Source organism: Amycolatopsis sp. CA-230715 (assembly GCF_018736145.1).
Lineage (GTDB): Bacteria > Actinomycetota > Actinomycetes > Mycobacteriales > Pseudonocardiaceae > Amycolatopsis.
The window spans coordinates 1,128,115-1,147,376 of record NZ_CP059997.1 but is presented as its reverse complement, the minus strand read 5'-3'; the positions used below and the strand labels follow the sequence as shown (position 1 = coordinate 1,147,376).

Annotated in this window: 21 protein-coding genes; 11 read left to right on the top strand and 10 right to left on the bottom strand. The window is 70.9% G+C overall.

Annotation, left to right across the window (positions count from 1 at the left end; genetic code table 11):
- Positions 1-55 precede the first annotated feature (55 nt).
- Genes HUW46_RS05480 through HUW46_RS05470 form a run of 3 tightly spaced genes read left to right on the top strand, consistent with a single transcriptional unit; the run spans position 56 to position 1,721 of the window.
- Positions 56-673 (top strand): class I SAM-dependent methyltransferase, encoded by a 618-nt coding sequence (locus HUW46_RS05480; RefSeq protein ID WP_215546239.1) that lies wholly within the window; start codon positions 56-58, stop codon positions 671-673.
- On the top strand, positions 645-1,151 hold the full coding sequence (locus HUW46_RS05475; protein ID WP_215546238.1) for a DedA family protein: 507 nt from the start codon (positions 645-647) through the stop codon (positions 1,149-1,151). The genes HUW46_RS05480 and HUW46_RS05475 overlap by 29 nt, the downstream gene beginning before the upstream one ends.
- A 51-nt stretch (positions 1,152-1,202) precedes the next feature.
- Positions 1,203-1,721 carry a GNAT family N-acetyltransferase gene (locus tag HUW46_RS05470; protein ID WP_215546237.1) on the top strand — a complete coding sequence of 173 codons (519 nt, stop codon included), beginning with the start codon at positions 1,203-1,205 and terminating at the stop codon, positions 1,719-1,721.
- A gap of 5 nt (positions 1,722-1,726) precedes the next feature.
- Here the strand turns inward: HUW46_RS05470 and HUW46_RS05465 are convergent, their stop codons facing one another.
- The gene (locus HUW46_RS05465) at positions 1,727-2,929 is read right to left on the bottom strand and encodes a lipase family protein (RefSeq protein WP_215546236.1); all 1,203 of its coding nucleotides are present in this window, start codon (positions 2,927-2,929) and stop codon (positions 1,727-1,729) included.
- Between the two features lie 88 nt (positions 2,930-3,017).
- Here HUW46_RS05465 and HUW46_RS05460 point away from each other — a divergent pair, with 88 nt between their 5' ends.
- Positions 3,018-3,692 carry a TetR/AcrR family transcriptional regulator gene (locus HUW46_RS05460; protein WP_254125819.1) on the top strand — a complete coding sequence of 225 codons (675 nt, stop codon included), beginning with the start codon at positions 3,018-3,020 and terminating at the stop codon, positions 3,690-3,692.
- Here the strand turns inward: HUW46_RS05460 and ftsW are convergent.
- Positions 3,624-4,946: a putative lipid II flippase FtsW gene (gene ftsW, locus HUW46_RS05455; RefSeq protein ID WP_215546235.1), complete on the bottom strand. Its 1,323-nt coding sequence runs from the start codon at positions 4,944-4,946 to the stop codon at positions 3,624-3,626. The genes HUW46_RS05460 and ftsW overlap by 69 nt on opposite strands.
- 151 nt (positions 4,947-5,097) lie before the next feature.
- Between ftsW and HUW46_RS05450 the strand changes: the two genes are divergently transcribed.
- Entirely contained in the window at positions 5,098-5,793 is a 696-nt protein-coding gene (locus tag HUW46_RS05450; protein ID WP_215546234.1) for a GTP pyrophosphokinase, read from the top strand.
- 195 nt (positions 5,794-5,988) lie between these two features.
- On the opposite strand, the gene folE is transcribed toward HUW46_RS05450, so the two are convergent.
- Complete coding sequence (folE, locus tag HUW46_RS05445) at positions 5,989-6,615, bottom strand: GTP cyclohydrolase I FolE (protein WP_215546233.1); 627 nt, start codon at positions 6,613-6,615, stop codon at positions 5,989-5,991.
- Positions 6,616-6,714: 99 nt separating this feature from the next.
- Here folE and HUW46_RS05440 point away from each other — a divergent pair, with 99 nt between their 5' ends.
- Positions 6,715-7,395, top strand: a complete 681-nt coding sequence (locus tag HUW46_RS05440) for a helix-turn-helix transcriptional regulator (protein WP_215546232.1) — start codon at positions 6,715-6,717, stop codon at positions 7,393-7,395.
- Here the strand turns inward: HUW46_RS05440 and HUW46_RS05435 are convergent.
- Together HUW46_RS05435 and HUW46_RS05430 are read right to left on the bottom strand one after the other, a co-directional pair.
- Entirely contained in the window at positions 7,392-10,178 is a 2,787-nt protein-coding gene (locus HUW46_RS05435) for an AAA family ATPase (RefSeq protein ID WP_215546231.1), read from the bottom strand. The genes HUW46_RS05440 and HUW46_RS05435 overlap by 4 nt on opposite strands.
- A gap of 84 nt (positions 10,179-10,262) precedes the next feature.
- Positions 10,263-11,165 carry an NADP-dependent oxidoreductase gene (locus HUW46_RS05430; RefSeq protein ID WP_215546230.1) on the bottom strand — a complete coding sequence of 301 codons (903 nt, stop codon included), beginning with the start codon at positions 11,163-11,165 and terminating at the stop codon, positions 10,263-10,265.
- A gap of 134 nt (positions 11,166-11,299) precedes the next feature.
- Here HUW46_RS05430 and HUW46_RS05425 point away from each other — a divergent pair, with 134 nt between their 5' ends.
- Positions 11,300-11,647, top strand: a complete 348-nt coding sequence (locus HUW46_RS05425) for a hypothetical protein (RefSeq protein WP_215546229.1) — start codon at positions 11,300-11,302, stop codon at positions 11,645-11,647.
- A 20-nt stretch (positions 11,648-11,667) separates the two neighbouring features.
- Here the strand turns inward: HUW46_RS05425 and HUW46_RS05420 are convergent, their stop codons facing one another.
- Entirely contained in the window at positions 11,668-12,312 is a 645-nt protein-coding gene (locus tag HUW46_RS05420; protein WP_215546228.1) for a TetR/AcrR family transcriptional regulator, read from the bottom strand.
- Positions 12,313-12,428: 116 nt separating this feature from the next.
- Between HUW46_RS05420 and HUW46_RS05415 the strand changes: the two genes are divergently transcribed.
- Positions 12,429-13,910 carry a flavin-containing monooxygenase gene (locus HUW46_RS05415; RefSeq protein ID WP_215546227.1) on the top strand — a complete coding sequence of 494 codons (1,482 nt, stop codon included), beginning with the start codon at positions 12,429-12,431 and terminating at the stop codon, positions 13,908-13,910.
- Between the two features lie 25 nt (positions 13,911-13,935).
- Here HUW46_RS05415 and HUW46_RS05410 read toward each other — a convergent pair whose 3' ends face one another.
- Complete coding sequence (locus tag HUW46_RS05410) at positions 13,936-14,544, bottom strand: class I SAM-dependent methyltransferase (RefSeq protein ID WP_215546226.1); 609 nt, start codon at positions 14,542-14,544, stop codon at positions 13,936-13,938.
- 31 nt (positions 14,545-14,575) lie between these two features.
- Here HUW46_RS05410 and HUW46_RS05405 point away from each other — a divergent pair, with 31 nt between their 5' ends.
- Positions 14,576-14,719, top strand: a complete 144-nt coding sequence (locus HUW46_RS05405) for a hypothetical protein (RefSeq protein WP_215546225.1) — start codon at positions 14,576-14,578, stop codon at positions 14,717-14,719.
- Between the two features lie 14 nt (positions 14,720-14,733).
- Here the strand turns inward: HUW46_RS05405 and HUW46_RS05400 are convergent, their stop codons facing one another.
- On the bottom strand, positions 14,734-16,353 hold the full coding sequence (locus HUW46_RS05400) for an ABC-F family ATP-binding cassette domain-containing protein (RefSeq protein ID WP_215546224.1): 1,620 nt from the start codon (positions 16,351-16,353) through the stop codon (positions 14,734-14,736).
- Positions 16,354-16,471: 118 nt separating this feature from the next.
- Between HUW46_RS05400 and HUW46_RS05395 the strand changes: the two genes are divergently transcribed.
- Entirely contained in the window at positions 16,472-16,741 is a 270-nt protein-coding gene (locus HUW46_RS05395) for a DUF1905 domain-containing protein (protein ID WP_215546223.1), read from the top strand.
- Positions 16,742-16,783: 42 nt separating this feature from the next.
- Here the strand turns inward: HUW46_RS05395 and HUW46_RS05390 are convergent, their stop codons facing one another.
- A complete protein-coding gene (locus tag HUW46_RS05390; protein ID WP_215546222.1) occupies positions 16,784-18,001 on the bottom strand; it encodes a lipase/acyltransferase domain-containing protein in 1,218 nt (405 codons plus the stop codon).
- A 104-nt stretch (positions 18,002-18,105) separates the two neighbouring features.
- Here HUW46_RS05390 and HUW46_RS05385 point away from each other — a divergent pair, with 104 nt between their 5' ends.
- Positions 18,106-18,624, top strand: a complete 519-nt coding sequence (locus tag HUW46_RS05385) for a nitroreductase family protein (RefSeq protein ID WP_215546221.1) — start codon at positions 18,106-18,108, stop codon at positions 18,622-18,624.
- 1 nt (position 18,625) lies between these two features.
- Here the strand turns inward: HUW46_RS05385 and HUW46_RS05380 are convergent, their stop codons facing one another.
- Positions 18,626-19,252: a VC0807 family protein gene (locus HUW46_RS05380; RefSeq protein ID WP_254125817.1), complete on the bottom strand. Its 627-nt coding sequence runs from the start codon at positions 19,250-19,252 to the stop codon at positions 18,626-18,628.
- Positions 19,253-19,262: the final 10 nt, after the last annotated feature.

Genomic DNA, 19,262 nt, shown 5'->3' with positions numbered 1-19,262 from the left:
GAGACCGGTCGGGATGACTGATGCGGGTCGACCCGGTGGCTTTTAGCGTCTTGGCATGCCGATCATCAATGAGTTCCTCCGCCATCCCATGCGCACCGGTGCGGTCGCCGCGAGTTCGCCGCGGCTGGCCGAGACCATGACCACCGGGATCGGGTTGGAACGCGCCCGCACCGTCGTCGAACTCGGGCCGGGCACGGGGGTGTTCACCGGCGCCGTGCTGAGCAGGCTGGCGCGCGGAGCCCGCCTCGTCGCGGTCGAGATCAACCCGAGGCTCGCCGCCGAGCTGCGCGCCCGGTACGCGCACCTTCCCGTCACCGTCGTCGAAGGTTCCGCGGAAGCACTCGCCGAGCACGTCGACGGCCCCGTCGACGCGGTGGTGTCCGGGCTGCCCTGGACCGCCATGCCCGAGCGCCTGCAGCGCCGGATCCTCGGCCAGGCCACCAGGATCCTGCACCCGGAAGGGCGGTTCACCACCTTCGCCTACGCGCACACGGCGTGGACCCCGCCCGCGCGCCGGTTCCTCGCGTCGTTGCGCGCGAGCTTCGCGGTGCTCGAACGCAGCGCGCTGGTCTGGCCGAACCTGCCGCCCGCCTTCGCTTACCGCGCCGCGCTGCCGGTCGCCGGTGCCGTGATCGGAGCACGCGGTGAACGCCCTGCTGCACTGGGTCAGTGAGCTGCCCGCCCCGCTGGTCTACCTGGTCGCCGCGGTGATCGTGGTGAGCGAAACCGCTTTGCTCCCCGGTATCGTGTTCCCGACTTTGTCCACTTTGCTTCTTCTGGGGTTTCTCGCGCAGCGCGGAGTGGTGAACCTGTGGCTGGCGATGGCCGACGTGGCGGCGGCGGCCGTGCTCGGGGATCAGCTCGCCTATCTGGAGGGCAGGCGCTGGGGGCCGCGGTTGCGGGAGACGGGCGTCGGCCGCCGGTTCGGCGAGGCGAGATGGGAACGGCTCGAAACGGCTGTCGCCCGCTACGGCCTCCCGGCGGTGATGGCGGGCCGATGCGTCGCAGGCGTGCGCACGATCATGCCGAGGGTCGCGGGTTCGGCAGCCATGCCGCACCGAAGATTCACCCTGGGCAGCGCGATGGCCGTGGTGCCGTGGGCTGCCGCGGAACTGTTCGTCGGCCACACCACCGCCACCGCGTTCGGCTGATACTCCACAATGGACGGTGCGCATCCCGTCCGAATCGGGCATCATCGCGGAATGGATGAGGAAACGGCGTTGCGGCCGGTGCGCGAAGACGATCTCGACATGCTGGAGAGCCTCACCGAGGACAGGGCGGCCGCGGGGGAGTACTCGTGGTTCGGCTGGTGGGACCTCGGGCGGTTCCGGCAGCGGTGGGCGGAGAACCGGATGCTCGGCGAGAACCAAGGCATGTTGCTCGTGGTCGCCGGCGAGGAGCGGCTCGGGTTCGTTTCGTGGTGGCGGCGGGTTTCCGGGCCGCGGTCCTCCTGCTGGAACCTCGGGATCGCGCTGCTTCCCGCCGCGCGGGGCAGGGGCCACGGCACGCGCGCGCACCGCCTCCTCGCGCGCTACCTGTTCGCGCACACGACCGCGCACCGCGTCGAGGCCAGCACCGAGATCGCCAACGCGGCCGAGCAGAAAGCGCTGGAGAAGGCCGGTTTCCTCCGCGAGGGCGTGACGCGCGGAGCCATCTGGCGCGACGGCGAATGGCGCGACGACGTGGTGTACGGCCTGCTGCGGACCGACCCGCTGCCCTGAGGAGGTCACGGCGTGCCGCAGGTGCTGGGCGCGGGCGCGCCGGCGAACCGGTCGTGAACCCACCGGGCCTGATCGGCCATGGACTCGGAGACGATCCCGCTGTGGTCACCGGGGTACCGGTGGTAGGACACCGGGGTGTGCCGTCCGCACTGCTCGGCGGCCACCGCTTCGACGGTCGGCGCGGCGACGTCTTCGTCCGCGGTCCCCGCGGCGACGAAGAGCGGTCCCGCCAGCGGCTCGGACGTGTAGCGGTTGCGCGCGAGGAACTCCTTCACCGCGGCCCGCTCCGGCCAGCCGGGCCGCAGCAGCCGCCGCGGGGTGCCGTCGCCGCCGATGGCGCGCCCGTAGCTCCAGCACCCGTCGTGCAGGTACCGGTCGTAGTCCCGCATCCCGGCCTCGGTGAGCATGTCGGCTGGGCGGAAACCCGGGTACTGCAAGGCGATCGAGCTCGCCACGTAGGCGAGGTACTGGCCCTGTCCTTTGTGGTCGGCCACTGTGGACTGAAGCTGGTCGTACGGGGTCACCGGCGCCAGCGCCACCGCGCCGAGGAAGCCGCCGGTCGGCGCGGCGGCCTCCTGGCGCGCCACGCCCCACGCGGTTTGCCCGCCCTGGGAGTGCCCGACCGCGACCCAGCGCTCGCCGAGCCCGGGAACGGCCCGGCGTGCCGCGGCGACCGCGTACCGGACGTCGGCCGCGTTCGCGGTGAGGGTCAGGTACTCGTGGCCGTTCCCGGCACCGAGCCCGGAGTAGTCCGCGGCCACCACGGCATAACCCCGGTTGAGCCATTCCGGGATGACGTCGGGGTAGTACAGGTCCTTCATCAGCGACGGCGCGCACCGCGCGGCCACGCCGCTGGTGCCGTGCGCCCACGCGACGACGGGCCAGCCACCCGGCGGCGGCGGCCCGGCCGGCGTGAGCACGGCGGCGGAGGCGGCCACGGGTTTTCCTTGCGCGGAGCGGGAATCGTAGACCAGGCGGGTGCCGGACGCGCCTGCGGGAAGCTGCCATCGGGTGAAGGGTTCGGCACGGAGCGGGGTGCCCGCGGCCGCGGTGTCGGGCGGCGTGTCGTAGAAGGCGTCGCGGGGCAGGGCGTTCGCGGTTTCCTCGGCCTTGGCCGCCTCGCCAGGGTCCGGGGGCGTGTTCGTGCCGCACGCCGCCAGCGCGAGTCCCAGCGCGACCAGCAAGGGTCCTGCCCGGAAGTGCTTCATGCCGCCGTCCTTTCGAGATTGTCCGACGGGGCCAAGGAAATCGGCAGGCGCACACTGCGTCAATGGTGTTGATATAAGCTCTCCCGCCGTGACCCGAGTGCCGAGGCACCGGACCCGCCGCCGTCCCACCCGCGGTGGCCAGGTGCTTTCCGAAGAGCTGATCGTGGACACCGCGGTGCGGCTGATCGAGCTGCACGGGACCGAAGGGCTGTCGATGCGGCGCCTCGGCGCGGCGCTCGGCGCGGACGCCACCGCCGTCTACGGCTACTTCGCGGACAAGCACCAGCTCGTGCTCGCGGTCGCCGACGAGCTGATCGGCCGGACCTTCGCCGGGTTCGCACCGAGCGGGGACTGGCTGGCCGATCTGCGCGCGATCGCGGAACGGGTGTACCGGGCGAACCGGGCGCATCCGCGAGCGGCACTGCTCGTCACGTCGCGAGTGACCGGGCGGCGGCACGAGGTGGCGGCGGTGGAGCTGATCCTCGGCATCCTGCGCGGCGCGGGGTTCGACCGGGCCACCGCGGTGCGCCACTACCACTGCCTGATCAGCACCGTGCTCGCCTTCGCCGCGCTGGACTCCGCGGTGTCGATCGGCGACCCCGGCGAGGAGGCGACCTGGCGCGAGGTGTACCAGAAGCTGCCTGCCCGCGAGTACCCGGCGATCGCGGACACCGCGGGCGAACTCGTCGCGCAGCTACCGGAAACGCCGTTCTCCGCGACCTTGGACCTCCTGCTGGCGTCGATCGCGGCGTCGGCCGGTTAGCACCGTCCGGCGGGCCCTCGGGCGGTACGGCTCCGGCGCGGGCAGCCGGAGCAGGCGGCCGAGCCTGCCGGGGCCGGTCGAGCGCAGCGCGCCGACGGCGTCGGGTTCGTGGCGCGCGGCGTTCGCGAGGATTCCGACCAGCAGCATGGTGACCACCAGCGAAGTCCCGCCGTAGGAGACCAGCGGCAGCGTCACGCCGGTCACCGGCAGCAGGCCGACGACGTAGCCGACGTTGATCGCGGCCTGGACGGTGAGGAACACCGTCGAGGTGCCCGCGACCATCCGGATCCACGGGTCGGTGTTCCGGGTGGCGATGCGGAGGCCGACGACCGCCAGCCCGCCGAACAGGGCGAGCACGACGACGCAGCCGACGAAGCCGAGCTCCTCGCCGATGAGCGCGAAGATGAAGTCGTTGTGCACGTTGGGCAGGTACTGCCACTTCGACTGCCCCGACCCGAGGCCGACGCCGAACAGGCCCCCGTCGGCGAGCGCGTACTGCGCCTGCGTCGCCTGGTAGGAACTGCCCGCGCCGTCGGGGTCGGGGGAGAGGAAGGACAGCACGCGCGCGAGCCGGTACTCCGCGGTCAGCGCCAGCGTCAGCACACCGGCGCCACCGGCGAGGAAGAGCACCACGAACAGCCGTTTCGGGGCGCCGGCGAACCACAGCAGCGCCAGCACGACCACGCCGAGCGTGATCGTGCCGCTGAGGTTGGGCTGGGCCATCACGAGCGCGACCAGCACGAGCGCCACCGGCACGACCGGGACCAGCAGGTGCCGCCAGTGGTGCAGCACGTCGGCCTTGAGCACGAGGATGTGCGCGCCCCACAGGGTGAGCGCGACCTTGGCCAGCTCGACCGGCTGCACCGAGAACGGGCCGAGGGAAAACCACCGCTGCGCGCCGTCCGCGCTCGCGCCCAGCGGGGTGAGCACCAGCACCAGCGCGGCGAGGCACACCAGCATCAGCGACGGCGAAAGCCGCCTGATCCGGCGCAGCGGCACCCGCAGGCCGACCCAGCACGCCACCGCGCCGATCGCCACGAACATCAGGTGCTTCTGGAACTGCGCGTACACCCCGGACCCGGTCTGCGCGTCGTAGGAGGACACCGCGGACGCGGACAGCACCATGATCACGCCGAGCACGGTGAGCAGCCCGCAGAGCGCGAGCAGCAGGTGGAACGAAGCCAGCGGCCTGGACAGCCAGGCGGTCATCGCCGTGCGCGCCGCTCGTCCGCGCGGGGCAGGAGGGGCGGCCATGGGGCGAGGATAGGCAGGGTTCGCTGAGCGGAAGCTGAGTCGATCTCGCGCCGTGAGACCAAAGTGGACACCGGGACGGCGGGGAACTCCGGCGTTGCTACCCTCGTTCTCTTCGTAGAGGAACTGTCCGTGGGGCGATGGAAAACAGGCGATGAACGAGAACTCGCGGGCCGACGTGGTGGTGCGCGGCGCGCCTGCCGAGGTGATCGGCCAGCGGCTGGACGAGCCCGTGATCGAGCTGTACCGCCAGCTGTCCCGGTTCCTGCTGGTGTACAAGTTCGCCGTCGAAGAACTGCTCACAAAGCTGCGCATCCTCAGCGAGGAATTCGACTTCGTGCACCGGCACGACCCGATCGAGCACGTCACCAGCCGGGTCAAGCGGCCGGAGGCGATCACCGCGAAGATGCGGCGCAAGGGTTTCGACGTCGGCGGTGCCGACGTGAGCCTCGACACGATCGCCGAGCACCTCGACGACATCGCCGGGGTGCGGGTGATCTGCCCGTTCGTCTCCGACGTGTACCGGGTCGCGGAAATGCTGAGCGGCCAGCACGACGTGGAACTGCTCCTGAGCAAGGACTACATCGCCGAGCCGAAGGCGAACGGGTACCGGAGCCTGCACCTGATCGTGCGCATCCCGGTGTTCCTGTCGTCGAAGGTCGAGCACGTCAAGGTCGAGGTCCAGCTCCGCACCATCGCGATGGACTTCTGGGCGACCCTGGAGCACAAGCTCTTCTACAAGTACGACGATCAGGTCCCGGCGGATTTCGCCGACGAACTCGCGTCGACCGCGAGGATCGCGGCACAACTCGACGAGCGGATGCAAGCCCTGCACCACCGATTGCGCTGACCCTCCGGAGTCCGCGTTGCTGCAGGCCCCGGAGTCACAGCGTTGCCGGAAGTCACAGCGTTGCCGGAAGTGCCCCGAAAGTGGCTTTCGGGGCGCTGGGTGCCCTGAAACCACTTTCAGGGCAGGCGAGAAATCTCTGCAGGAGCACCTTTCGGGGCGTCAGGCGAAATGCATCTGTCTATAGTGGACAGTGGGTCAGGAGGCGCTGATTCCGCTGACGGCGAAGAACTCCTGCCGGGTGCCGCGGTCTTCGCGCAGCAGGCCGTGCAGGGCGGAGGTGACCGTGCGCGCACCGGCGGCCTGCACGCCGCGCAGCGACATGCACATGTGCTCGGCTTCGATCACGACGCCGACGCCCCGGGGTGCGAGGTGTTCTTGCAGCCAGTCGGCGACCTGCTTGGTCAGGCGTTCCTGGACCTGGAGGTCGCGCGCGAACAGTTCGACGACCCTGGCGAGCTTCGACAGTCCCAGGATGCGTTCGCCGGGCAGGTAGCCGACGTGCGCGACACCGTGGAACGGCAGCAGGTGGTGCTCGCACAGCGACTGGACGGGGATGCTCTTCGCCACCACCAGTTCGTCGTAGGCCTCGTCGTTGGGGAAGGTGGTCAGCTGGAACTCGCGCGGGGTGAGCAGTTCCGCGTAGGAGTTCGCGACCCGGCGCGGGGTGTCGGCGAGGTGCTCGGACGACGGGTCCTTGCCGAGTGCGACCAGGAGATCGGCCACGGCTCGCCGCGCGGCGGGCAGGTCGACCGCGCCCCGGTCGTGGACCACGCCGAGGTGCCGTACCGGTGCGGCGGCTTCTTCCAGGTTCTCGACACTCATCGGGGCGGGTCCTCACGTTCGGGTGCGCGAAAAAGCTGAGCCGACCCTAGAAGTCGCGCGCGGTTTTCGTCAACCAAAGTTTGTTTTAGAGTGGCAGGCATGACAGAACCCCCGGCCGTCTCGGCGGTGGCGGCGCTCGGCGAACCCACGCGCAGGCGGCTCTACGACTACGTGGCGCGGCAGGCGGCGCCGGTCGGGCGCGACGAGGTGGCCGCGGCGACCGGTGTGCCGCGGCCGACGGTGGCGTTCCACCTCGACAAGCTGGTCGGGGAGTGCCTGCTCGAAGTCACCTACGAGCGCCGCACCGGCCGCAGCGGGCCCGGCGCGGGGCGTCCGGCCAAGCTCTACCGGCGCTCGTCCCGCCAGGTGACGGTGTCGCTGCCGGACCGCCACTACGACCTCGCCGCGCACCTGCTGGCCTCGGCGCTCGAAACGGCGGACGAGTCGGGGCGGGCACCGAAATCGGTGCTGGCCGAGCAGGCCGGCGCGCTCGGCCACCAGCTTGGCGAGGCCGCGCTGCGCACCGCCCGCGGCGCCGAAGCCGTCCGGTGCGTACTGGAGGAGTACGGCTTCGAGCCGCGCGCCGAGGACGGCGACGTCGTACTGGGCAACTGCCCGTTCCACCGGCTGGCGCAGTCCCACGCCGAACTCGTGTGCGGAATGACCCTGAGCCTGCTCGAAGGCGTCCTTGACGGCATCGGCGCGCGAGGCGTGCGCGCCGCGCTCGCTCCGGCGCCAGGCCACTGCTGCGTCCGTCTCGAACGCAGCGGGAACGCCTAGAGCCGCCGTGGGAGGTCGGCGACGCGCAGTTCGCGGATCACCTCCGGTGCGGCGTCGGTCAGTTCGACGATCCGCGCGGCCTGGTTGGCGACGGTGGCTTCGAGCAGGTTGCGGACGGTCCTGCCGTTGCCGAACGACGGCCCCCGGTCGACGTCGGCGAGCAGCATGTCGACCCAGTCCGTCACGCCTTCGCCGAGCAAGTAGCCCGCGGTCGTGGCCGCCGCCTCGAAGATCTCCACCAGTTCAGCGCCCGAGTAGTCGGGGAACTCCAGCACGGTCGGGAACCGGGACACCAGCCCGCTGTTCTTGGCGAGGAAGTCGCGCATTTCCCGCTCGTAGCCCGCGGCGATCACCACCAGGTCGTCGCGGTGGTCCTCCATCAGCTTGAGCAGCGTGGAAAGCGCCTCGTGCCCGAAGTCGCCCGAATAGTCGGAGTAGGTCAGCGAATACGCCTCGTCGATGAACAGCACGCCACCCAGCGCCTGTTCCACGGCGGCCTTCACCCTCGGCGCGGTCTGGCCGACGTACTGGCCGACGAGATCGCCCCGGGACACCTCCACCAGTTGCCCCGAGCCGAGCAGACCGAGATCCGCGTACACCCTGGCGATCAACCGGGCCACCGTGGTCTTGGCGGTGCCGGGATTGCCGATGAACACCATGTGCCTCGACCGCTCGCCAGCGGACAACCCGGCCTTGACCCGCACCGTTTCGGCACGCGCCTCGGCCACGAGCAGCTGGACCTGCTTCTTGACCTCCCGCAGCCCGACGAGCGCTTCGAGCTCGGCCATCGGGTCGCCGTCGTGGCCCGGCGCGAGGACGATCGACAGCGGCACCGCGATGTCGGTGTCGCGGAGATCCCGCAGCTGCTCCGGCGTCGGCGTCCCGGTGCCGGAAATTCGCATGGCCTGGTGCGACGCGGATTCCTCGAGCAGGTTCCGGATGACCCACGCGTTGCCGAACCCGGCCGTGCGCGGCATGCGCGTCACCAGTTTGCGCACCCGGTCCAGCACGCCGTCGCCGAGCGCGAACCCGGCCCGGCGCGCCATCAGCGCGAACAACTCGACCAGCTCGTCGTCGCCGTAGTCGACGAAGTTCAGCGTGGTCGGGAACCGGGGCGCGAGTCCGGGGTGGACGGTCAGGAACTCCGCGACGGCACGGGGATGCCCGGTCGCCACGACCACGAGATCGTCGCGCTCGTCCATCGTCCTGATCAGCGTCGCGACCGCTTCGCGCGAGCCTTCGCTGGTCGCGTTGTCGTGGCCGATCTCCAGCATCAGGATGCCGCCAGCGGCCTTGGCCGCCGCTGCGGTCACCTTGACGCCGTTGAACAGCTCGACCCTGCTCACTTCGGACACCTCGCCGGAGGCGAGCACGCCGTACGCGGCGTAGATGCGCCCGATGAGCTTGGCCACGGTGGTCTTGGCGGTACCGGGGTTGCCCGCGAACACCATGTGCCGCCGGGTGCGGACCGGGGGCAGGCCCGATTCCCGGCGCAGGGCTTCGATCTTGGCCTCGGCGTGGATGCGCGCCACCCTCGGCTTGATCGCACCGAGCCCGACCAGTTCCGCCAGCTCCGGCCCGAACTCGCCGGTGTCCTCGTGCTTCGCCGAACCGTCCATTCGCGACGGTGCGAGCGGCGCGGCCGCGGTGCCCGGGGTGTCCATTGTGGCCAGCCGGGTGACGAGCGGGTTGACCACGGTGCGGCGCGGCTGGCACAGCATCCGCAGGCTCGACAGGTAGCCGGGCGCGACGGTGATGCTGTTGTCGGGGATCTTGGGCAGGTGCGGCAGCCCGTTGAAAGTGGTCGCGCAGAGCCAGAACAACCCCGCCCAGACGCGGGCGGTTTCGGCCTCCCCCGCGACGATCGCGCGTTCGAGCCAGTCCCGCAGCTTCTGGCGCCACGCCTGCCCGTCGAACCCGGCGCGCAACGCGCTCATGCTCCGCCGGATCTCCGCCACCCCGTCCACCCCGAGATCGGAGGTGGCGATGGTGGCGGGTGGCGAGTCCAGGCCGAGCCTGAGCACCAACGCCGCGAGCAGATCGAGGAACGGGGCGCCTTCGGGGCCCGCGGTGGCGAGCAGGCGTTCGTGCACCGCCCGCAACCCGGTCAGCGTCCACGACAGGTGCTCGGCGGCGCCGAAGAAATCCGGCAGCGCGGTCCGGTCGGCGTCGGTGAGCACGCGGGTGCGCCACACCTCGGCCAGCTCGGTGACCGACCGTGTCCGGTGCAGGTCGAGGAGCTCGGGATCGCCGATGATCCTCCGGTGCGCGTCGGCGAGCGCGCCCGCCCGCACCGCGAACGGCGGGAACTCGGCGAGTACGTCGAGCAGGTCCCGGTAATAGGCGAGGACGGCGTCACGCCGCTGCGGGCTGTCGGAATCCCGGAACGCTTCGCCCGGCACGATCGGCACGTACCGGTTCATCTGCGTGCCGCTGAAGTACACCGGAGTGGGCTCGCGCCGGTGCTCGGTGACGAACAGCGGACCGAGGTTCTGCAGCGAACCCGACTTCTCGGTGGACGCTCCGAGCATCTGCTCGGTCATGATGTTGATCTCCTTCACCGCGACAGGGACCCCTTCTCGGTAGAGCTCCCTGTCCACCACGATGGGGTGGCCCGCCAGCTCCTCGCGTTCGGCGATCGCGATCAGCCGCCGCCGGGTGTCCTCGAGCCAGCCCTCGGGCGGCACCCACGGCTTCGTCGGCCCGAACACGTTGAGATGCGGTTTGTCGCCGAGCAGCGGCACCAGTTCGTCGGGCACCTCGACGCGGCCGGCGGACGACATGGAACCTCCCGGGTGAGCCGATCAAGCAAGCCCAACCCTACGTCCACGAGCCGGGGACCACGCCCGGTTCGGCGAAGCCCGCGGTCAGGCGACCAGCAGGACGAGCTTTCCGCGCACCAGGCCCGCTTCGCCGGCACGGTGTGCTTCGGCCACTTCGGACAGGGGGAACGTCCGCCCGACGGGCAGCGAGAACCGGCCGGACTCGACCAGCTCGCCGATCTGGGCGATCGCGTAGAGCGCGCGGCCCGCGTCGCCGCCGCTGAACCGCACGCCGTGTCGTTGCGCACCGGCGAAATCGGCGATGGTGAGCACGTGCGCCGGACCACCGGCGAGTTCGACGAGCTCGGGCAGAACACCGCTCCCTGCCACGTCGAGCGCCAGGTCGACCCCGTCGGGGGCGAGCGCGCGGACCCGCTCGGCCAGACCCGCGCCGTAGGCGACGGGTTCGGCGCCGAGCGAGCGCAGGAAATCGTGGCTGGCCGGGCCGCCGGTGCCGATCACACGCGCGCCGCGGACCACGGCGAGCTGGACCGCGGCGCTGCCGACATTTCCGGAGGCGCCGTTGACGAGCACCGTGCCGCCACTGCCGACGCCGAGCTGGTCGAGCGCTCGCGCCGCCGTCTCGACCGCGGCCGGGAGCGCGGCCGCCCCGGCGAAGCCGAGCGACGGCGGGATCGGTGCGTAGCAGGCCAGCACCGCCAGGTCCGCCTGAGCGCCGCTGACGGCGGACAACCCGAACACGCGGTCACCGACGGCGACATCGGTGACGCCGTCGCCGACTTCGTCGACGACGCCCGCCGCTTCGTAGCCCATGGTCTGCGGAAGTTCCGGGTCCATCAGGCCTTGGCGCTTCTTCCAGTCGCTCGCGTTGAGCCCCGCGGCGCGCACCGCGATCCGGACCTGACCGGGGCCGGGGTGCGGATCGGGGAGGTCCACGAGTTCGAGAACCTCCGGACCGCCGAACCGGCTGAACGAGACCGCCTTCATGGAGTGCTCCGTTCTCGTGGTGAGCTTCGGACCGAGCTTGACGCAAGCCGCTGGCAGGCGCGCACGCCACGCTGGCAGGCGCCTGCCAGGGGTAGCCTGGTTCCTGGCCGATCCGGACGGAGGCGCGGGCGCAGATGGGCGCACCCGATCCGCACATCCACGTCGAGCGGAAGGTACTGGAGAGCGGCCCCGATTTCCGCAACGTCGTCTCGTCGATGCTGGGCCGTGCGACGGACGCGCCGAGCGTGGTCACCACCGGGTGCGGGATCCAGGCGCCCTACGCGATGACCTCGTCCCGTCCGGAAAGCGTCACCTGCCTCGCTTGCCGGGACCACGCCCACCGGGAGTACCTGCGCCTCGCCGAGGAGATCGAGCGCCTCGGGTGGGCGGGTTCGGCGCCGGGGGCGACCATCAGCGGCGATCAGCTAGCCGAGGCCGCCGAGCGGCTGCGCGACCTAGCGAACAGGTTCTCCGGCGGCTAGCCAAGCTCCACTGTGGACAGTCAACCGCCCAGCAGCGCCAGTGTGCAGTCCGCGAGCGTCGCGCCGAGTGCGGGAAGGCCGTCCGCGCCGGGCCCCCGCAGGCATTCGCGGATCCGGTCGTCGATACCGCCGATGGCGAAGCGGAACCAGTCGACCGGCGGCTCCGGCCAGGATTCGCCCCGTGCTTCGCGGCACGCCTGGCGGAGGAGGTCCGCGAACAGCCGCAGCATCGCCTCGCGCTGGTCGAGCACCGCGGGCCCGGCGGACAGCGTCTCGACGTGCAGCGCGCGGGCGGCCGCCGGCTCGGCGGCCAGCGCGTCCACGTAGGCCTGCACGGTCGCGCGGACCAGCGCGCGCCAGTCCTCGTGCGGTGCGGCCGCGGCCGCTTCGAGCTGGCCGATGACGACCTCGGCGGTGATGGTGAACGCGGCCTGGAAGCCGTGCTCCTTGGACGGGAAGTGCTCGTAGAACGTCTTGCGCGACACCCCGGCCCGTTCCACGACGTCCCCGATCGTCGTCGCCGGGTACCCCTTGTCCGCCGCCGCTTCCAACAGCGCCACGATCAGGCGCCCGCGCTGCGACGCGACCACGTCGTCCTTCGTGAGGCGGTGGCGCCCGCTGGGCAGCCTCGGCGTGTTGAGATCGCTGATCGAGGTCACGGTCACCGCCTCAGGTTACGCCGTGGATCCGGTCGTCCCGGTCCTTGCGCGACCAATCGAGAAACTCTAGCGTACTTCATGTACGGGACAGTTTATCGGTGTCCGGCCAAGGAGGTACGCGCATGGCGCCGCGGTTCGAGGCGGTCATCGTCGGGGCGGGGTTCGGCGGGATGGGGGCCGCGATCCAGTTCAAGCGGCTCGGTATCGACGACCTCGTGATCCTCGACCGCGAGGACGACCTCGGCGGGACCTGGCACGTCAACCGGTACCCCGGGCTCGCCGTCGACATCGCGTCGGTGACCTACTCGTACTCGTTCGAACCCAACCCGCACTGGTCGCGGTTGTTCGCGCCCGGCGCCGAGCTCAAGGCGTACGCCGAGCACGTGGCGGACAAGTACGACCTCCGCCGCCACATGCGGTTCGACACCGTCGTCGACGGGGCGAGGTGGGACGAGGACGCCCAGCACTGGGAGGTGCGCCTCGACGGCGGCGAGGTGCTCACCGCGCGCTACCTGGTCACCGCGACCGGGTTCCTTTCGCAGCCCAAGATGCCCGACATCCCCGGTATCGACACGTTCGCGGGCAAGGTCGTGCACACCACGGACTGGGACGACTCCTACGACCTCACCGGGCGGCGGGCCGCGATCATCGGCACCGGCGCGACCGCGGTCCAGCTCGTGCCGAAGGTGGCGAAGAAGGCCGCCGAGCTCACCGTCTACCAGCGCACCCCGATCTGGGTCGCGCCGAAGCCGGACCTGCGGATCCCGCCCGCCGTGCGGCGGCTGTTCGCGCGGGCGCCGGTGACCCAGCGCCTCGCCAGGGTGGTCAGCACCAGCCTGCTGGAGATGCTGATGGTGGTCGGGGTGCTGCGCTACCGGCAGGCGCGCGTCACGAACCGGGGCGCGGAATTGCTGGCGCGGGCGCACCTGCGGCGCCAGGTCAAGGATCCCGTGGTACGGCGGAAATTGACCCCCGGCTATTCGTTCGGCTGCAAGCGGCCGACCTTCTCCAACACCTACCTGTCCTCGTTCAACAAGCCGCACGTGCACCTGGAGACCTCGCCGATCGCCCGCGTCGAACCGGATCGGATCGTCACCTCCGACGGCGGGTCGACCGAGATCGACACGCTGCTGCTCGCGACCGGGTTCGACCTGTGGGACACCAACTTCCCCGCCATCGAGATCATCGGGCGCGAGGGCAGGAACCTCGGGAAGTGGTGGCGGGAGAACAGGTTCCAGGCCTACGAGGGCATCTCGGTCCCGCGGTTCCCGAACCTGCTTTCCCTCAACAGCCCGTATTCCTACAGCGGGCTGTCGTACTTCACCACGATCGAAGCGCAGATGAAGCACATCGACCGGCTCTTCGGCGAGCTGCGCCGACGCGGCGCCACCACGTTCGAGGTGACCGACCGCGCCAACGAGAACTTCCTCGACGCGGTGACGGGCCGCCTCGGCGACTCCGTCTTCTACGTCGGCGACTGCTCGTCCGCCCGCAGCTACTACTTCAACCAGCACGGGGAAGCGGCGCTGCTGCGCCCGAATTCCACCCTGTCCACCCACCACCAGGCCACCCACTTCCCGGTGACCGACTACGAATACGCCTGACCCGGCTCCGGGTATCCGAAGTGGACTACTCGGCTCCTGGTTTCCGCCAGGTCAGCGAATAACGGCGGAGCACGTGCCTGCGGTATCGCACACCGGGAAGGATTCGCCGCGCCGCCGCTCGTACTTCCGCGTAGCCCATCCTCGGGTCGGCGGCGGGCATCCCGTCCGGCCCGTGCGCGCGGCGCAGCACCTTCGTGATCCGCACGATCGGGGCGGCCGCGATCGTGACGGCCCACTCCAGCGGGCTCTTTTCGCGGGCGAGGCCGACCACCACGAGCGTGCCGCCCGGCCGCAGCAGCTCGCGCATCCTGACGAGGGCCGCTTCGAAGTCGAGGTGGTGGATGGTGGCCACCGAACAGACGAAGTCGTAGCTCTCGCGGGGAAGTGGCGCGGCGAGGAAATCGCCTTCGACGAAGGTGACCGCCGGATCGGCACGCTCTCGGGCGAGGGCGATCATTTCCGGCGAGCTGTCGATTCCGGTGACCCGTTCCGCCCGTGTGGCAAGCTTTCGCGCCAGCAGCCCGTCACCGCAGCCGACGTCGAGGGCGTCGCGGCACCCGCCGGGGACGGCGCGGAGGATGCTGGGATGTCTGGCGACATTGGTGTTCCAGTACGGGTTTTCGGTGCTGTGCAAGACATCGGCCTTTCGCGGGTATGGTGGTGTGGTGGAATCCGGCGAGGAAGGACCGCAGGGCGGCGACCCGGTCTGCTGGCTCGACCGCGTGTGCCCCGAATGCGGCCGGTTCGCCGAGGGGGACTCGCCCCGGTGCGAACTCTGCGGCGCCGAGCTCCCGGCTCGTCCGGACTGAGCACCGGCGCCGGCTCAGCGCGCGCGGACGACGCGCCGTTCGTCCCAGACCGGTTCCGGGGTTTCCCGCACCACGCCGTCCGAGCCGAAGACCAGGTACCGGTCGAACGACTTCGCGAACCAGCGGTCGTGGGTCACCGCGACGACCGTGCCCTCGTAGGCTTCGAGGCCGTCCTGCAGCGCTTCCGCGGATTCCAGGTCGAGGTTGTCGGTCGGCTCGTCCAGCAGCAACGCCGTGGTGCCGCCCAGTTCCAACAGCAGGATCTGGAAACGGGCCTGCTGCCCGCCGGAGAGCTTGTCGAACCGCTGATCGCCCTGCCGCTCCAGCTCGTACCGGCGCAGCACCGACATCGCGGCGCCGCGGTCCTTCGCGTGCTCGGTCCAGAGGATCTCCACCAGCGTCCGCCCGAGCAGCTCCGGGTGTGCGTGCGTCTGCGCGAAGTGCCCGGCTACGACGCGCGCGCCGGACTTCCACATACCGGTGTGCGCGACGTCCTGCCCGGCGAGCAGGCGCAGGAAATGCGACTTCCCGGAGCCGTTGGACCCGAGGACCGCGACGCGCTCGCCGAAGAAGATCTCCAGCGAGAAGGGTTTCATGAGCCCGGTCAGTTCCAGCTGTTCGCAGGTGAACGCCCGCACCCCGGTCCGGCCACCCCGCAGCCGCATGGTGATGTCCTGCGGGCGCGGCGGCTGGGGCGGCGGCCCCGCCTCTTCGAATTTCCGCAGCCGGGTCTTGGCAGCCCGGTAGCGCGACGCCATTTCGTCGCTGCGCGCGGCGTACTGCTGCAGGTCGAGCACCAGCCGCTTCAGCTGGGCGTGCTTCTCCGCCCAGCGCCGCTGCAACTCCTCGTAACGGGCGAAGCGTTCTTTGCGCGCTTCGTGGTACGTGCCGAATCCACCGCCGTGCACCCAGGCGTCGCTGCCCGCAGGACCGGGTTCGACGCTGACGATCTTCTCGGCCGCGCGTGCCAGCAGTTCGCGATCGTGCGAGACGAACAGCACGGTCTTGCGCGTCTCCCGCAACCGTTCTTCCAGCCAGCGTTTGCCTGGTACGTCGAGGAAGTTGTCCGGCTCGTCGAGCAGCAGGACCTCGTCGGGGCCGCGCAGCAGCGCTTCGAGCACGAGCCGCTTCTGCTCGCCACCGCTCAGCGTCCGCACGAGACGCCACTGCGCCTTCTCGTACGGCACGCCGAGCGCGGCCGTCGTGCAGACGTCCCAGCCCGTTTCCGCCTCGTACCCGCGCGCCTCGGCCCAGTCGCTCAACGCCTGCGCGTACCGCATCTGCGCCGGCTCGTCGTCGACCGTCATGATCAGCTCTTCGGCGGCGTCGACGGCGGCGGCCGCGTCGCGGATGCGTTTCGGGGCAACGGAAACCAGTAAATCCCGCACCGTCCGCTCGTCCCGTACCGACCCGACGAACTGCGCCATCACGCCGAGCCCGCCCGAGGCGGTCACGGTCCCGCCGTGCGGGCGCAGCTCACCGGACAGCAGCCGCAGCAACGTCGTCTTCCCGGCGCCGTTGGGCCCCACCAGTGCGACGACCGCGCCGTCACCGACGCGGAACGAGACGTCGCCGAGCAGGACCCGCCCGTCGGGCAGGTCGTAGTCGACGTGTGCGGCTTCCAGATGGCCCATGGAGGGGGAGTGTACGGACGGGGTCGCTGTTCGTAACCGGATTTTTCGCGCGTTCGCCGCAAACCGCGACCGGTGCGCGTACTGTCGGGGCAATTCGTCTGGGGACAGGAGCACCCACATGGACAAGCAGTTCACCGCGGCACTGCGGAAGAGCCCGGCCAAGGGCGGCTGGACCTACCTGGTGTGGTCGGAATCGGCGGCCTTCTTCGGCACCCGCGGCCTGGTCAAGGTCCGCGGCACCATCGACGGCGAGGCGTTCGAAAGCTCCTTCATGGCGCTGGGCGACGGCACGCACAAGCTGCCGGTGAAGGCCGACCTCCGCAAGCGCATCGGCAAGGAAGCGGGCGACACGGTCACCGTCGTCCTGCTGGAACGCCTGAACTCCTGATCAGGTGTCCACTGAGGACACTCCAGTTCGGACGGTGCGGGGTCAGCGGAGATCGGCCATCAGGCGGGTCAGCAGGTTCGGGTCGGCCGGCAGGGAGAAGTGGTCGACGCCGGGGTTGTCGGTGAGCGCGAACCGGTGGTGGCGCATCGCGCGCCAGGCGAGCACGGCGTCGTTGGTGAGGTCCTCCTGGTTGCCGTCGCCGTCGCGGGTGAGGAACCGCGCGCCGCTCGCGAGCTGGCCGACGGTGAGGTCCGGCAGCCGCGCGCCGACCGTGGTCGCGACGCCGGAGCCCTTTTCCGCGTGCACGTCGACGTCGGGGAACGAGCGGGGATCGGCGAACTCGACGAACCCGATGTAGTGGTCGGCGATCTCGCGGGCGACGGGCAGGTGCGCGTCGGCGAGGAGCCCGCGGTAGTCGCGCGGGGTGTAGGCGCGGCCGGTGGCGGCGTTCTCGACGACGACCTCGCGGTCACCGAACACCGCGGGATCGGCGGCGCTGAGGTAGGTCGACGGTGCGGACAGGTACAGCTCCGCGCTGCTCCTGGCGTTCTCCTCGGTGGCGGGGTAGCCGAAGTCCTGGACGTTCAGCCCGGTGAACAGCACGGGGTAGAGCAGGCCTTGCCCGGGGAAGTTGCCCGCGATCGGGGTGAACCCGTGGATGTACTTGTGCCGCCACGCGTGGCTGGTGTGGGTCAGCAGGTACTGCGCGTAGATCGGCCCGTTCGAGTGCCCGACGAGCTGGACCGGCCGGTTGCCGTTGTCCCGGTAGGCGTCCTCGACGAGCTGGCGGGTGCGCCGCAGGAAGCCGTCCTGGTCGGGGGTGAGCCGCGAGTCGTACCCGGCGACGCGGATGTCGTGGTCCCGCCGGTACCCGTTGGCCTCCAGCTCGCGGTACAGCGCTTCGTAGAACGGCGCGCTGCTGGTGCGGCCGTAGTCGCGGATCCGCACCCGGACGCCGGGCTGGTCGGAGAACCGCGCCGCCATCGGCACCGCCGGGTTCCGGTTGTACCGCAGGGTGAGCAACCGGTCCTGGCAGACCTGGGAGAAGGTCGTGCTCGGCCGGTCGTTCCGGTACCAGTCCTCAAAGGCGCCGGAGGCGGGGCAGCCCGGCGCGGTCGTCTGGCCGTCGACGGTCACCGCGAGCTTGGTGAGGTGGAACGCGGGGAACAGCACGACCGGGGTCCTGCCCCGCGGCGCCGCGGCCGCGGTACCCGAGCACAGCAGTACGGCGGCCAGCGCCGCGAGCACGATCCGTCGCATGTCACCACCGTTCCACAAGGATCGGGTCCCGCGGCGGAATTCCCCCGTCCGGACGGATCGGCCCCGGCGAAGGACCGGTGCCACGGCCGGGCGAGGATGACCCGATGACCGAGCTGATCACCACGCTGCGGGCGACCCGCTCCTTCGACGACACCCCGGTGCCCCGCGCCGAGATCGAAGCGATCGTCGGCGAAGCCAGGTGGACGGGATCGGCGCGCAACCGCCAGCCGTGGCGGTTCGCCGCGGCGACCGACCCCGCCCTGCGCGAAGCGCTCGCCGGGCTCGGGCAGTACGCGCGGCCGCTGGCCGCCGCGCCGACCGCGTTGCTGCTGCTGTCCGACCCCGGCGCGGGCACCGACACGGAATTCGACCTCGGCCGCGTGTGCCAGTCGATCCTGCTGAGCGCGCACGCCCGCGCGCTGGCGACCTGCCCGGTGACGCTGCACCCCGACGGCAACGCGCGGGAAGCCGCGCGGCTGGCCGGGTTCCGACCGCCGTGGCTGGCCAGGCACGCGGTGGCGATCGGATATCCGGGGCCGGCCGTCACCGGCCGGTCCGCGATCCCGACCGGCCGCGAACCCGTCAGCGCGCTGCTCACCCATCTCGACGGGCCGGACACCTGATTCACGCGTCCACAGTGGACTTCTTCCTGGCTGACCGGATCGTCCAGACGAGCAGCCCCGCGTAGAAGACCAGCATGAGCACCTGCGAAGCGGTGGCCGCGACGTCGATCGAAAGCATGTAGACGCAGAGCACGCGCAGCACGGTGTCGGCCAGCAACCCCAACCCCCAGACCAGCGTCACCCGGTACCAGCGCCGTCGCATGGCATCGGTGTTCGCCGTCCGGTCGAATCCGGCGTGCCCCGACGACTCGGCGAACCGCTTCGCCGCGTAGTAGGCGATGGGCCTGCCGATCAGGCAGCTGCCGAGCATGACCAGGCTCGCCACGCCGGACACCGCGGCGTCCTTCGCCAGCACGAACCGCGCGTCCCCGGTGACGAAGGTCAGCAGGAGGCCGGCGCCGAACAGGGCGAGCAGGAACAGCGCGAACGGGTCGAGGCGGCGCTGCCGCACGGCCGCCCACCCGACGCGGAGGCCCGAGACCACGGTGCCGGACAGCAGTGCCGTGTAGGCATCCGCGCCGAGCAGCTTGGCCGCGAAGTACGCGAGCACCGGGAGTCCGACGTCCCAGCACAACATGGCCAGCGGGGGTCGGGGCCGACGCCCCGCGGTGCTGTGGTCGTGTGCCATTTTCCTGCCC

What these genes read in the sequence shown, in the direction of transcription:
- HUW46_RS05480 (WP_215546239.1), top strand. Translation starts at nt 56, where the DNA reads ATGCCGATCATCAATGAGTTCCTCCGCCATCCCATGCGCACCGGTGCG.
- HUW46_RS05470 (WP_215546237.1), top strand. Translation starts at nt 1,203, where the DNA reads ATGGATGAGGAAACGGCGTTGCGGCCGGTGCGCGAAGACGATCTCGAC.
- HUW46_RS05465 (WP_215546236.1), bottom strand. Translation starts at nt 2,929, where the DNA reads ATGAAGCACTTCCGGGCAGGACCCTTGCTGGTCGCGCTGGGACTCGCG.
- ftsW (WP_215546235.1), bottom strand. Translation starts at nt 4,946, where the DNA reads ATGGCCGCCCCTCCTGCCCCGCGCGGACGAGCGGCGCGCACGGCGATG.
- HUW46_RS05450 (WP_215546234.1), top strand. Translation starts at nt 5,098, where the DNA reads ATGAACGAGAACTCGCGGGCCGACGTGGTGGTGCGCGGCGCGCCTGCC.
- folE (WP_215546233.1), bottom strand. Translation starts at nt 6,615, where the DNA reads ATGAGTGTCGAGAACCTGGAAGAAGCCGCCGCACCGGTACGGCACCTC.
- HUW46_RS05440 (WP_215546232.1), top strand. Translation starts at nt 6,715, where the DNA reads ATGACAGAACCCCCGGCCGTCTCGGCGGTGGCGGCGCTCGGCGAACCC.
- HUW46_RS05435 (WP_215546231.1), bottom strand. Translation starts at nt 10,178, where the DNA reads ATGTCGTCCGCCGGCCGCGTCGAGGTGCCCGACGAACTGGTGCCGCTG.
- HUW46_RS05430 (WP_215546230.1), bottom strand. Translation starts at nt 11,165, where the DNA reads ATGAAGGCGGTCTCGTTCAGCCGGTTCGGCGGTCCGGAGGTTCTCGAA.
- HUW46_RS05425 (WP_215546229.1), top strand. Translation starts at nt 11,300, where the DNA reads ATGGGCGCACCCGATCCGCACATCCACGTCGAGCGGAAGGTACTGGAG.
- HUW46_RS05415 (WP_215546227.1), top strand. Translation starts at nt 12,429, where the DNA reads ATGGCGCCGCGGTTCGAGGCGGTCATCGTCGGGGCGGGGTTCGGCGGG.
- HUW46_RS05400 (WP_215546224.1), bottom strand. Translation starts at nt 16,353, where the DNA reads ATGGGCCATCTGGAAGCCGCACACGTCGACTACGACCTGCCCGACGGG.
- HUW46_RS05395 (WP_215546223.1), top strand. Translation starts at nt 16,472, where the DNA reads ATGGACAAGCAGTTCACCGCGGCACTGCGGAAGAGCCCGGCCAAGGGC.
- HUW46_RS05390 (WP_215546222.1), bottom strand. Translation starts at nt 18,001, where the DNA reads ATGCGACGGATCGTGCTCGCGGCGCTGGCCGCCGTACTGCTGTGCTCG.
- HUW46_RS05385 (WP_215546221.1), top strand. Translation starts at nt 18,106, where the DNA reads ATGACCGAGCTGATCACCACGCTGCGGGCGACCCGCTCCTTCGACGAC.
- HUW46_RS05380 (WP_254125817.1), bottom strand. Translation starts at nt 19,252, where the DNA reads ATGGCACACGACCACAGCACCGCGGGGCGTCGGCCCCGACCCCCGCTG.